We start from the raw sequence: 12,415 nt of genomic DNA on the forward strand, positions 1-12,415 counted from the left end.
ACGGACGCCATCTGCCAGTCAGATTCGGCAACCCTCCCCCTCTGACTGTCCGTTGTCGCCAAACAATTGGCGAAAATGTCGGTTCGCGCCGAAGACGTAATGCTAAGGTGAGCGCAAGGCTGCTCCTTAAATCGCCATGGAACGCGCAACCCATCTCGTGTCCGTTGAAGCCCCCATCGCAGATGCTGCGAGACTCGGCTATGTCGTCATCATCGAGCCCAATTTCACCGGGCACCGGTGGCGCTATGTCGAGTGGATCGCGCAGGCCTGCCTCGAGGCCGGCTATCCCGTGCTCGTCGTCACCGAGAACTCGAACGAAGATCATCGGCTCGCGCGCGAGATCATGTCGGCAAGGCGCGAAGACCTGCAAATCGCCTTCGTCGACACGGAAAGCCGGCGTCACAGCCGCGGCCTGAAACGCTTCAGCTACGCTCGGTTTCATGCGTATTTCAAACTCGCCTACGACTCGGTCAAGCGTGCGGAGCGCGTGCGTCTCGTCGTCGTGCCGTATGTCGATTACTTCTTTCACGCGCTGCCGCTGCTCGGCTCGCCGTTCGGCAAGACGCCGTGGATCGCGATCACGATGCGCGCAACGTTCCATCACCGCAAAGTCGGCGTGCGCACGCCGGGGCGGCCGCTCGTCAATACGCTGAAGTCGCTGCTGTTTCGCCGCGCGGTGCATACGAGAGGCCTGCGCGCGCTGCTGTCGATCGATCCGACATTGCCCGAATGGGTCGGCCGCGCGACGCCGAAGCATGGCGCATCCGTCGAATACGTCGCCGATCCCTTCCCCGATGCGAAGGCCGAAGACCCTCTCGTCGCGCGCGAGCGTCTTGGGCTCGATCCCGCTGGCCGCTATCTGCTCGTCTACGGCTCGATCAGCGAACGCAAGGGCATCTGCGAGCTCGCCGAAGCGCTGGCGGGCATGAAAGACGCGCCGACGCTCCTGCTCGCCGGCGAACAGGACCCGGAAGTGCGCGGCTTCATGCGCGCGTTCATACCCATCCTGAAACCCGCCCCTGTGATCCTCGATCAGTTCATTTCGAACGAGATGGAGCGCGACCTGTTCTCCGCATGCGACGTCGTCTGGCTCGGCTACAAGGGCCACTACGGGATGAGCGGGGTGCTCGTGCAGGCGTATCGCTTCGACAAGCCCGTGATCGCGACGAGTGACGGCCTGATCGGTTGGTTCTGCCGCGGCGGCCAACTCGGGCCGTGTCTCGACGACCTGTCGGCGGCGTCGATCACGCACGCGCTCGGCGAAGTCGCCGCGCAATGGCAGCGTGGCGACAGGCACCAACGTCCCCTCGATCATCTGCTCGCACGCAACACGCTCGGTCAATTCAAGGAAACGCTGCGCCAGACGATCACGGCCGCCATCGAAACGCGCGTCTGATACGGCGCGCAATTTCAGCGGCGATCCCGTTCGTCAGCCTGCGTACGGGCGCACGGCTCAATCCGATGTTTCGCTGCTCACCCGCTCGATCCGTTTCGCGCGCGCGACGCGCGGCAGCAGCACCTGACGCGCCCATTGCGCGCAAGGCCGCTCGATGCGCGCCGCGCTGATCCGCGCGGCCACATAGCTCGCGCCACACGCGAACACGGCGGCAATCATGAAACCGAGCACGGGCACGCGATGGTCGAGTGCATCGAGCGGTGTCTTCAACGCAACGCGCACGACCAGAATCACGACGAAGCTCCAGATGTACAACCCGTAGCTGTTTTGCCCGAACGCGGCGACGATTCGCGCGCCCGGATATCGGCGCGGCAGTTGCGCGAGCAGCAGCAGCAACGCGGCCGCCGCGCACGCGGCGACCGTCGGCGCGAGCCAGTGCGCAAGACCAAGTCCCGAACCCGTCACGTACAGCAGCGCGAGCAGGACCGCGCAGGCGGCGAGCGTGCACGCGATGCCGAACATCGACAGCTTCACGCCGTCGCGCAACAGAAGCCGCTTGCCATAGCGCGCGAGCATCAGGCCGATGACGAAGCACGGCAGTTGCGTCGGCGGCCAGTAGTAAAGGAACGAGTTGTTTTCGACGGTGCAGACGTCGTCGGCGCAGGCGCCCGCGGTCAGCGCGACGGCGCTGATCACCAGCAGCGCGAGCGAGGCGCGCCACAAGCCGCGCCGCGTGCGCGTGGCGATGAAGATGAGCGGCGCGAACAGATAGAAGCACATCTCCACGCCGATCGACCAGCCGCCCGGCACCACCGTATTGACGGCGCCGGGCACCCAGGCGTGGATAAAGACGAGATTCGCGACGACATCGGCCACGCCATGCGGCGCCGTGACCTGCGTATCGAAGCGTCCCGCCAGATGATTGCCGAGCGAATACACAGCAATCGCGACGTAGTAAAGCGGCGCGATGCGAAAGAAGCGCTTGATGTAGAAGCGCCGCGCGATCAGCGAGCGGTCGTCGCCGAAGCGCCTGGTTTCTTCTTCGAGCGTCAGCATGATCGTGACGGCGCTGATGACGAAGAACAGCTGCACGCCGTATTGCCCCATATCCGACACGGCTTGCAGCCACGCAGGCAGCGCGGGCATGAAAAGCGCGAGATGCACGACAATCACGCCGACGATGGCGAACGCGCGGCCGGCGTCGAGCGCGGCGACGCGAGCTTCATCGTGCGACGCGGCCTTGCAGACGGACGCGTTCGCTGCCGTGGCGACCGGGGCTGCGTGCGCGGCCGGATGCGCAGCCCCCGGCGCGCGCGCGCGGGTCCGCTCCACGCAGCGGCTGCCGATGCGGTCAAGCCATGTCAGCGTTCCTGTGAAGCTCACGCAAATCCTCCCCTTGCGAGCCGGATGCTTCGCTCGCCTGCGCGCACGCGACGCGTGCAGCACGCTGCTGCGATGAATGGGCCGGAATCAGGACAGCTGCCCGCCGACGGGCATTTCCTCGCGCACCGATGCGTTGCGCCTGGCCGGAAACAGCGCATTGCGCAGCCGCAGGAACGGGTACTCGACAGCGCGCGTCATCACGTAGCCCGCGATGATCGCGACAGCAGCCTGGGCGGCCAGTGCGACGAACCAGATCGCGGCGGGCGGCAACCCGAGCGCCGTCGCCTTGCGGATCACGATGTCGCCGGGCGCGAGCGCAAGCGAATGCCACAGGTAAATGCCGTACGAGTACACACCGAGCCACGCCACCGCGCGATATACGCGCGAATCGCGCACCTTGCCCGAGTGTTCGAGCATCAGCACGATGAACGCGCAAAAGCCGATTGCCTGAATCGTGTAGCCGATGCTTTCATCGAGCGGCTCATGCTTCGTCGCGAGCACGAGCCATGCGACCAGCACGGCCACCATGGCCAGCAGCCAGCCCGTGCGCTTCGCGATGCCTTGATAGATATCGGGCTTCATCCAGTAGATCGCGGCGAGAATCACGCCGTACAGCAGACTGTCGATCCGGTACTGCGTATAGAAGAACGCGGCCTGCAAATCGCCGCCCGCGACTTCGAGGCAACGCGCGATCAGCACGATCACGCAGATCCCGCCGAGCACGCTGACGATCGATCCGGCGCGCATCTTCCAGCGCGCGAACAGTAGCAGCACGGCGGGCAGGAACAGATAGAAGTGCTCTTCGACGGCGAGGCTCCACGTCTGCGCGATCGACGTGCCAAAGTAGTTCTGCAGGTGCGTCAGGTTCTGCCACAGGAACGTGTCCAGCGGATGGCGGCCGGCAATCGAATGAAACAGGATCAGCACGTAGTAAGCAGGCCAGATCTTGAACATCCGCCGCACGATAAAGCGGCGCGCGTCGATGTGACCTGTCTCCGCGTATTGCCGCAGCAACAGCCCGCCAACCAGAAAGCCGCTCAGCGTGAAAAACAGATTCACGCCCTCTCGGCCGAAGCTCTTGAGCGGATACTCGATGATCGAGATCAGCGCGCTGCCTGTCTGATTCACATGAAAGTGGTAGCCCATTACCGCGATGATCGCGATGCCGCGCACGAAGTCGAGCTCGACCGACCTGCCCCGCATCATCGATTGCGCGCTGCCGAATAGCTTCATGCCTGTTCCCCTTCGACGTCGTTTGCTGGTCTTTGTTTGTGAGCCGCCACGCGGAGAGCCACTGCCTTTCGTAACCATCCGTGCCTTCAGTGCCCGGCGCGTTCGATGCGATCCACGCATGCTTGAACTGGCACTTTGCGCACGATATTCCAACCATGTTGCTTGCTCGGCCGCGCGCCCGTACGCCAAGTTGCTGCCCTTATCGGACAGCCTGGCCGCGCGCACGGAACCGTCCTACCAGACGTTTCTGGCGCATCGTTTGACCCCGCCAGAACCCAGGCGTATTACGCCTGCTCCGGACTTCGCACAAGGCGCTCCATTTATATTCAGACTGAACAGTGGCGTGCGCCGCCCTGCCACGATGAACATATCGCACCGGGAGAGGGAGAATCGTCGATGCGCAACAAGTACGCTACGTTGTGGATCTGGATGTGCTTGTGCCCGCTCGCGCTCGACTACAAGGCACCGGACGCGGACTCGGGCCACGCCGCGCAGATCCTGCTCGTCGCGCCGACTTTCGCAGCCGCGCTCGCGCTGATTTTCATCGCGCCGCGTTTTCGCGATGCGTCGCCGTTGCGCCGCTTCGTCACGCTTTGCCTCGCGCTGAGCGTGCCCGGCAGCCTGATCTCGCAACTCGTCCAAGGCAACGATTTCGGCAACTATCTGCGCGTCGTGTTGCCGTTTCTGCTGTTTCTGCTCGGCTATGCGATGGCGTGCCATCCGTGGCATGAGAACCGCATCGGGCAGATGGAAAAGGCCCTGTTCTGGGCGAACCTGATCTGTCTGGTCTTTACGTTCGTCTTCGGCATTGCGACGGGCGGCGGCATGGGCGGCATCGCCGACGTGCGCTTTCGTATCGTCTCGGTGACGCTGCTCGGGCTGCAAGGCGTGCTGCTGCACGAGTTCGTGCTGGCGCGGCGCTTTTCGCCGTTCATGCTCGCGGTGTTTCTCGGCACGGTGCTAGTCGAGCTGCTGAGCGTGACGCGCAGCCTGCTAGTCGGCACAGTGCTGCTGTTCATGATGGCTGCGTGGATGAGCGCGCCGTCACTGCGTTATCTGGTGCGCTCGGCCATACGCGCGTTTATCGTGAGCGTCCTGCTCGGCGCGATGGGCGCGCTCGCCGTACTGAGCATGCCGTCCGTCAGCGAACACTGGATGCAGCGCTTCACGGCCGCCTCCAATACGCAGACGGGCAAAGACCCGACGACGATCACGCGTCTTGCCGAAATCAAGGACCAGTTCGACCAGGTCACGTCGTCGACGCAATCGCTGCTGCTTGGCGAGGGGTACGGCCATTACTACCGCTATTCGCCGCAATATCTGCCCGATCTCGCGGGCCAGATTAGCGAAAAGGACTTCTACGCGATCCGCGAATGGGCGGCGGGCCACAACTTCTGGATCTATCAACTGTTCGCGGGCGGCCTGCTGTTCGGCCTCGCGCTGCCGCTCGCGGTACTGGTGACGCTGGGGCACTGCGCGCTCGCCTACCGGCGATGGCGCGCGAAAAGCCCCGGTGCGCCGCTTTTGCCCGTGTTCGGCCGCTCGATCCTGCTGCTCGCCGCGCTGCCGGCCCAGTCGATCGGCGGCAATCCGCTCGGCCCGCGTTTCTCGGGGCTCGTATTCGGCGTCGCCCTCGGTTTGACGGTCGCGACGTATTGCCGTTTGCATCGGCAGCTGGACGCGAAGACGCGCCTGAAAGTGGCGCCGGTGGGGCCGCCGCCGTCGGCACGCGCGACAGCCGTCGCGCAGAAACCGCCGACCCGACCGCCCGCCCAGCCGCCCCGCCCCGCGCCGTTCGCGTCGGCCGCCGCGCGAGGCGCGCTGAAAGACGCAACAGGGTCAGAACCGTACGACGCAGACCGCACGCGCGATCTGCGTCAGCGAGGCATGCCGGCGTCCGCGTGACGTGCGCTGCGGCGCATGTCGTGCATCACGCGGATTGCCTCGCGCTTCATCGCCCGGCTGCGCCGGTCCTTTTCGCACTACGCCGTGTATTCGCCAATGAAAATTCTTCATCTACTTTCGACAGTCGACCCGCGGGCAGGCGGGCCGACTGAGGGTGTACGACAGAGCGGCGTCGCGATGGCGTCGCTGGGTCACGAGGTCGAGGTCGCGTCGCTCGATGCTGTCGATGCGCCGCATGTGCGCGACTTCCCGTTGCCCGTGCATGCGCTCGGTCCGGGACGAAACTACTACGGCTTCACGGCCGATTTCGTGCCGTGGCTCAGCCGCGAGGCGCAGCGCTTCGATGCCGTGATCGTGCATGGACTGTGGCAATACCATGGCTTCGGCGCATGGCGGGCGCTGCGCGCGTCGAAGGTGCCGTACTACGTGTACACGCACGGCATGCTCGACCCGTATTTCAAGCGCACTTACCCGCTCAAGCATCTGAAGAAGTGGGCTTACTGGCCGTGGGCAGAATATCGCGTGCTGCGCGACGCGGCCGCCGTGATCTTCACGACGGAAGAAGAGCGGCTGCTGGCGCGGCAGTCGTTCTGGCTGTATCGCGCGAACGAACGCGTCGTGCCGTTCGGCACCAACCCGCCGCCGCCGCATGCACAGGCGTTGCGCGAAGCGTTCCTGAGCACGTATCCGGCCCTGCGCGGCAAGCGGATCGTGCTGTTTCTCGGGCGCATCCACGAAAAGAAGGGCTGCGATCTGCTGATTCACGCATTTGCCGACCACGCGCAGCGCGACCCCGAGGCGCATCTGGTGATTGCGGGTCCCGACGCGACGGGCTGGCAGCGGCCGTTGCAGGCGCTCGCGCGCTCTTGCGGGATCGAGGAGCGGATCGCGTGGCCGGGCATGCTGCAGGGCGATCTGAAATGGGGCGCCTTCTACGCGAGCGATGTATTCGCGCTGCCGTCGCATCAGGAGAACTTCGGCGTGGCCGTGGCGGAAGCGTTGGCGTGCGGCCTGCCCGTGCTGCTGTCGGACAAGGTCGGGGTATGGCGCGAAGTGGAGAACGACCACGCGGGCTTCGTATCGAGCGACACGATCAACGGCACGCAGCGCAATCTGCTGAACTGGCATTCGCTCGATGCCGCCGCGAAGGGAAACATGCGCGAACAGGCGCGCCGGACATTCGAGGCGCGCTTCGGCATCGAGAGCATGATCGATTCGTTGACTGCGCTGCTGCTACCGCAACCTGCCGCCGCACCTCGCGCCGCCGATCAGCAGTCGCCGCAGAATACGCCTGGTGCGATGCCGAGGAAAGTGCCGGCGCAGAGGGAGCCGTCGGTGAATTGAGCGTGCCTTGCGCTTTCGCACATTGCCAGACGTTGCGAAGGCGCCAATGAAAAATCCCGCGATGCGAATCGCGGGATTTTTATCGTTACGTGTGCGTTGTCGCGGGTATCGAAGCGCTCACATCGCCTCATTCCCCCCCGCCCGCACCAGCGACTGCGCGGCGATCGGCAGCTTGCCCAATTCGGCATTCGACACGCCAAACCGCAGGCTCCCCGCCGCGTCGCCGATGGGCAGAACCGTCGCCGTATCGGGCTTGCCCAGCCGCTGCGCGAGATGCTCGCCCAGCCGCAACGCGAGCGCTGAAATGGTGATTGTCGGGAAGTTTGCGCCGACCGTCGGAAACACCGAGCTTCCTGCGACGTACAGATTGCTCACGCCATGCATCTTGCAGTCGCGATCCACCACGCCTTCGCGCGGCGAATCGTGCATCCGCGTCGTGCCCATGTGATGCCATGTGCCTTCGAGCTTCGCCGGCAACGACGCACGGCCCTGCAGCGGCTCGTCGAGTTCGACTTCGGCGACGCCCATCATCTTCAGTTCGTCGGCGAGCAGCTGGAACGTGCGGTCGAACGTGCGCTGCACCAGCTCCGTGAGCCGCCAGTCGACTCTCACGCGCGGCAGGCCCAGCGCATCCTTGCGGTCCGACAGCGTGACGCGGCTGTCGCGGTTCGGCTCCGCTTCGACGATCGCCTGCAGCTTCACGTCCGAGATCAGCGCGCGCAACTGCAGCAGACGCGTGAGACCGAAGCCGACGGTATCGACGGGATGCGCGGCCATCGTCAAATAATCGTCGCGCGCGACGCGGCCCGGCTGTTCCTTGCGATGCAGCGCCTCGCGGCAGCGGATCAACGCCTCCGATCCCGCACTGCCTTCGCCGAAGAAACGCGAGAAGAACCAGACGCGCGAATTGAGCAGCTTCTCGCGCTTGATGACGTCGTGCGTCAATGCGAACTGCGACGAGATATGCGTGCCGTGCGCCGCAACGGCGGCGTTCTGATAGTGATACTTGATGTCGTACAGCTTGTTGCGCGACCACTCCTTCGTGAACTTGACCGTGCCCGTCATCAGGCGCGGATGGTCCATGAAGAAGCGGCCCACCAGATCGTGTCCGTTGCCGAGTCCCGCTGCCTGCACCTTGTTCGACGCCAGCAGCAGCCGCGCGTTTTCGATGCCGCCCGTCGCCAGCACGAAGACCTTGGCATTCACGCGAATGCGCTTGCCCGTGAGCGTCGCGACATCGACGCCGGTGACTTCGGACGCCTGCGCATCCGTATCGATGTTCACGACGTTCGCATACAGAAACACCCGCACGCGGTCCGAGCGCCGCAATACCTCGCGATACACCTTGCCGAAACGCACGGGCGGGCTGAACTGCGAAATGGTGTCGCGCACGTTGCCCGACATCATCGGATAGCGGCGCACGTCGTGCCGGTTGATCTGCTGCTCCCACCACGCCGGATCGAAATTGTGCGGGCCGAGCTTGAGCAGCGCATGCGTGCGCAGATAGTACGGCGCGAGTTCCTCGAGACCGAACGGCCAGCCGCTATGCGCGACCCAATCCTTCTTGTCGAAGTCCCATGGATCGAGCGGACGGCACCAGCCACCCCAGCAATTGCTGCTGCCGCCCAGGTAGCGGCTGCGGCACCCGTCCGCGAAGGTGTACGGAATGCCGACGTTCTCGCCGCGATAAAGATCGCGCGTTTCGTCGTCGGCCTTGTAGCCGCCGCTTTCGAGCACGCAGCAGTCGATGCCGGCGCGTTCCAGTTCCATCGCGAGTGTGATACCCGCGACACCTGCCCCGATGATGCATACCGTCGTCGACACAGCGACGCCCTGCTCGACACTGCGGGTATCGATAAACATCCCCTGCTCCCCAGCTTGTGTTCTGTTCGTACCTTGTACGGCCGCGTCCAGCTTCGTCCGTTCTGGCCCCCCGCCGCGCACGCGAGCCAGGCTCCTCATGCGTCAACGCCCTGTGGGTTTGCACGAGCGGGGCGCTGCGCACGCATACTGCATTCCCGCGCCAGCCAGTGCTTACGTAGGATGATGGCTCCGCGTAAGGCAGTCTATCCGCCAACTTCGCGCTTCCGGCAGACAGAACCATGCATCCTGTGCCAGTTACGAGGGGCGTCCCACATCCGCGTCGAAGCGCTTGCGAATAAAGCGGCAAGGATTGCCGCCATACACGCCTTCCGCGTCGAGCGAGCGGTGCACGACGGATAGCGGAGTCACGACCGCCGAGCGGCCGATCGTCACGCCCATCTGCACGACGCACTTCGACGAGATCCACGCGCCATCCTCGACGACGATGGGCGCGACGCGCAAATCCATGTTTGTTCGCATCTCATGCGAGCCCGCGCTGAGAAAGCTGCCTTGCGATATGCAGACATTCGAGCCGATGTGGATCGGCGCCTGGTTGTAGAGCCACACGTCGACGCCGAACCAGCAGTTGTCGCCCACGGTGAGATTCCATGGCGCCTTCACCCGCACGGGATGCACGAAACGGCAGTTCGCGCCGATCTTCGCGCCGAACAGCCGCAGCAGCGCCACGCGCACCGACGACACGGGCAACAGCTTGTTGTTGATCACACACGCCTCGATGAAGAACCAGATCAGCTCGATCAGAAAGCCGCGCGACGCGACGTAATTGCCCTTGCCCGCCAGGCTCAGGTCGATCACGCGGCCTGATGCAGAGGGCGGCGTGTGCGGCGCGGCATGCGGGTCGTTCATGCTCGCTGCCCGGCTGCCCGCGCCCCGACTGTCCGCGGATCGTTCCATCGCGGAGGTGATCGAGTTATCCATGGTTTTCTCCCGTCGATGAACGCGCCTCGAAGTCCGTCCAGCACTTCGGCCCTTGTATCCGCACGGCGCGCCTTGTCCTGATCGATTATCTGGCCCATGCGCGCCGATGGACGGCCGCTGTCCGCGCCGTGCGGAGTTTTGGCGGATCGAAGCAGAGTGTCCGTATCACCATGGCAGCATGGCTTCATGACGTTTGCAGGAGGACGACGACAATGGCTGCTCATCTTCGCTCGCGGCAACGCCCGGCGCGCGTGCACCCGTTGCGCGTCGGACTGCGCTCGCGCGCGCTGCTGCTCGCCGCCGTGCTGGCGTCGGCGCTCGCGTCCATGCCGCACGCGCATGCGCAGGACAACCCGGCGCAAGGCAACGGCCAGAATGCCGCCGCGCCCAAGGGCAACGGCAATGCCAATGCCAATGGCAATGGCGCGCCGGCCCGCAAGACCGCTGCGCAGCGCACGCAGGACGACGCGCAGCGCCTGCTCGGCGGTCCGTCGACGTCGCTCGGCGGCTACGACCCCGGCGGCGCGACGCCCGACTCGCAACGCGACGCACTGCTCAACAGCGAGCGCATGCGCGTTGCCAAACCGAACACGCAGGCGATGGGCGGCCCCTCCTCCGCAGGTGGTGGCGCGGCGCCTGCGGCTGGAGGCGCGATCCGGCGTCCCGCGCGGGGCGCGGCAGCAGGCGGCGCAGCCGATAACGGCGGCGTGGCGGGTGTCGCGGCACAACGCGCCGCAGCCGTGAATGCCGCCAACGCGGGCGGCGGCACCACGGTGTACAGCAGCCCGTATAGCGAGCGCTCGGGACGGGAAGTATTCAAATCGCCCTGGTAATCAGGCACGACGCGAACCACCGGCAATCAGCCCGACGCCCCAAAAACCGAAGGCCGCATGCAAACCGCTGAGAGCGGTTCGTATGCGGCCTTTGATCCATCTCCGCGCAGTTGACGCGCGTCACTCCACTTCCGACTTCTCGACGTGCGCCGGCAAGATGGGCCCGTTCGTCATGGGCGCCGCCGCCGGCTTCGGGCCTGGGACCGCCTCGCCCGTCAGCAGCGCGAGGCGGGTATCGAGCGTGAGCAGCGAGGAAAGCGGCGACAGCATCGTCTCCGCGTAACGCCGGCCCGCCGCGCCAATGGCCGCGCGGCGCGCGCCGTCGCCGGCGAGCTCCGCGATGGCGTCGGCGAGTTCGCCGGTGTCCTCGGGCGGCACGATCATGCCGTTGTTCGCGACGGCTTCATAGAGCGCCGTTCCGGGGCGCGCCATCGCGATCACCGCGCCGCCGCTCGCGAGCATGCCCGTCAGCTTCGACGGCATCACGAGATCGGCGGCATCGCCGCGCTGGGGCAACACGTGGATATCGGCGACGTTCAACAGCTCGTTCAGCGACGAGGCCGGTTGCAACGGCAGGAACCGGCAGTTAGGCAAACCCTCGCAACGCTTGAAGAGATCGTCCCGCGCCGCGCCGTTGCCGCAGAACACGAAGGTGATGTCGTCTCGCGCGGCCAGCGCGCGGGCCGCGTCGGCAAGCGTCTCGAGACCCTGTTTCGCGCCCATGTTGCCCGAGTACAGCACGACCGTATTGGCCGCCGGAATGCCGAGCGTCTCGCGGTATTCGCTCACGCGGCCAAGCGGAAAGATGTCGCGCGTGTCGACCCAGTTCGGCAGAAACTCCGTTTTGGCCGCGTCGACGCCCTTGTTGACCGCTCGCTCGACCATCTGGTTCGTGATCGACGACACAACGTCGAAACGCTTCAGGACGAACCGCTCGATCCCGTATGCGATGCGCGCGGCGCGTGTGCTTTTCAGCAGGCCGAGATCGAAGGCGGCATCGACTTCGTAGTCCTGGACATGCAGCCACGCCTTCGCGCCCGTCACGCGCGCGAGCGCCAGCGCGCCCGGCGCACAGGCCATCGTGGGGGCGATCAGCATCACGGCGCCAGGGCGCCAGGCGATTTGCCTCGCAAGCAGCGGCAGCGACGACAGCGCGAACGAAGCGAGATGCAGCATCCGCTTCAGGCCGCTGGGCTTTGGCGGGACCCATAACGGCGCGCGCCAGATGCGCACGCCGCGGATGATGTCGCGTCGATAGCGCCACATGGAGTAGCCGTTCGCGACCTTCCAGTCCGGATAGTACGGGGGCGCGCACACGACGCGCACTTCGTGGCCGCAGTCGGCCAGCATCTGCGCCATTTCGGCGGTGTACTTGCCTGCGCCCGAAAGCTCAGGCGCGAAATTGAGACCATAGATCAGGATCTTCATGTTTGACTTCCACGACGACTGTCCGTCATGCGGCAGCGCACAGCGCTACGCCCTCCCCGTTCGGCACTCCCGACGCGGCCCGGCACGCTCA

At 65.3% G+C, this 12,415-nt stretch carries 9 protein-coding genes; 4 read left to right on the forward strand and 5 right to left on the reverse strand.

All coding sequences use genetic code 11. From position 1 onward, the window contains the following. Positions 1-136: 136 nt before the first annotated feature. The gene (locus C2L66_RS13000; protein ID WP_054928863.1) at positions 137-1,396 is read left to right on the forward strand and encodes a glycosyltransferase; all 1,260 of its coding nucleotides are present in this window, start codon (positions 137-139) and stop codon (positions 1,394-1,396) included. A 57-nt stretch (positions 1,397-1,453) separates the two neighbouring features. Here the strand turns inward: C2L66_RS13000 and C2L66_RS13005 are convergent, their stop codons facing one another. Together C2L66_RS13005 and C2L66_RS13010 are read right to left on the reverse strand one after the other, a co-directional pair. Next, entirely contained in the window at positions 1,454-2,779 is a 1,326-nt protein-coding gene (locus C2L66_RS13005) for an acyltransferase family protein (RefSeq protein ID WP_060599729.1), read from the reverse strand. An 87-nt stretch (positions 2,780-2,866) separates the two neighbouring features. Continuing rightward, positions 2,867-4,012, reverse strand: a complete 1,146-nt coding sequence (locus tag C2L66_RS13010; protein ID WP_054928865.1) for an acyltransferase family protein — start codon at positions 4,010-4,012, stop codon at positions 2,867-2,869. Positions 4,013-4,408: 396 nt separating this feature from the next. On the opposite strand from C2L66_RS13010, the gene C2L66_RS13015 reads away from it, so the two are divergent. Both C2L66_RS13015 and C2L66_RS13020 read left to right on the forward strand, forming a co-directional pair. Further along, complete coding sequence (locus tag C2L66_RS13015; RefSeq protein WP_060599728.1) at positions 4,409-5,917, forward strand: O-antigen ligase family protein; 1,509 nt, start codon at positions 4,409-4,411, stop codon at positions 5,915-5,917. 96 nt (positions 5,918-6,013) lie between these two features. Then, entirely contained in the window at positions 6,014-7,261 is a 1,248-nt protein-coding gene (locus C2L66_RS13020) for a glycosyltransferase (RefSeq protein WP_082670367.1), read from the forward strand. A 117-nt stretch (positions 7,262-7,378) separates the two neighbouring features. On the opposite strand, the gene C2L66_RS13025 is transcribed toward C2L66_RS13020, so the two are convergent. After that, positions 7,379-9,124, reverse strand: coding sequence for an FAD-dependent oxidoreductase (locus C2L66_RS13025; RefSeq protein WP_060599726.1), 1,746 nt, complete (start codon positions 9,122-9,124; stop codon positions 7,379-7,381). 255 nt (positions 9,125-9,379) lie between these two features. Further along, the gene (locus C2L66_RS13030; protein WP_054928895.1) at positions 9,380-9,991 is read right to left on the reverse strand and encodes a DapH/DapD/GlmU-related protein; all 612 of its coding nucleotides are present in this window, start codon (positions 9,989-9,991) and stop codon (positions 9,380-9,382) included. A gap of 284 nt (positions 9,992-10,275) precedes the next feature. Here C2L66_RS13030 and C2L66_RS13035 point away from each other — a divergent pair, with 284 nt between their 5' ends. Beyond that, positions 10,276-10,896 carry a hypothetical protein gene (locus C2L66_RS13035; RefSeq protein ID WP_060599725.1) on the forward strand — a complete coding sequence of 207 codons (621 nt, stop codon included), beginning with the start codon at positions 10,276-10,278 and terminating at the stop codon, positions 10,894-10,896. A gap of 120 nt (positions 10,897-11,016) precedes the next feature. Here C2L66_RS13035 and C2L66_RS13040 read toward each other — a convergent pair whose 3' ends face one another. Then, a complete protein-coding gene (locus C2L66_RS13040) occupies positions 11,017-12,324 on the reverse strand; it encodes a glycosyltransferase WbuB (RefSeq protein WP_060599724.1) in 1,308 nt (435 codons plus the stop codon). Positions 12,325-12,415 lie beyond the last annotated feature (91 nt).

It is taken from the genome of Paraburkholderia caribensis (assembly GCF_002902945.1).
In the GTDB taxonomy this organism is placed as follows: Bacteria; Pseudomonadota; Gammaproteobacteria; order Burkholderiales; family Burkholderiaceae; genus Paraburkholderia; species Paraburkholderia caribensis.

Bases quoted from the DNA above. Each gene is read 5' to 3' on its own strand.
- C2L66_RS13015 (WP_060599728.1), top strand. From the start codon at position 4,409: ATGCGCAACAAGTACGCTACGTTGTGGATCTGGATGTGCTTGTGCCCG.
- C2L66_RS13040 (WP_060599724.1), bottom strand. From the start codon at position 12,324: ATGAAGATCCTGATCTATGGTCTCAATTTCGCGCCTGAGCTTTCGGGC.
- C2L66_RS13030 (WP_054928895.1), bottom strand. From the start codon at position 9,991: ATGAACGACCCGCATGCCGCGCCGCACACGCCGCCCTCTGCATCAGGC.
- C2L66_RS13020 (WP_082670367.1), top strand. From the start codon at position 6,014: ATGAAAATTCTTCATCTACTTTCGACAGTCGACCCGCGGGCAGGCGGG.
- C2L66_RS13035 (WP_060599725.1), top strand. From the start codon at position 10,276: ATGGCTGCTCATCTTCGCTCGCGGCAACGCCCGGCGCGCGTGCACCCG.
- C2L66_RS13010 (WP_054928865.1), bottom strand. From the start codon at position 4,012: ATGAAGCTATTCGGCAGCGCGCAATCGATGATGCGGGGCAGGTCGGTC.
- C2L66_RS13000 (WP_054928863.1), top strand. From the start codon at position 137: ATGGAACGCGCAACCCATCTCGTGTCCGTTGAAGCCCCCATCGCAGAT.
- C2L66_RS13025 (WP_060599726.1), bottom strand. From the start codon at position 9,124: ATGTTTATCGATACCCGCAGTGTCGAGCAGGGCGTCGCTGTGTCGACG.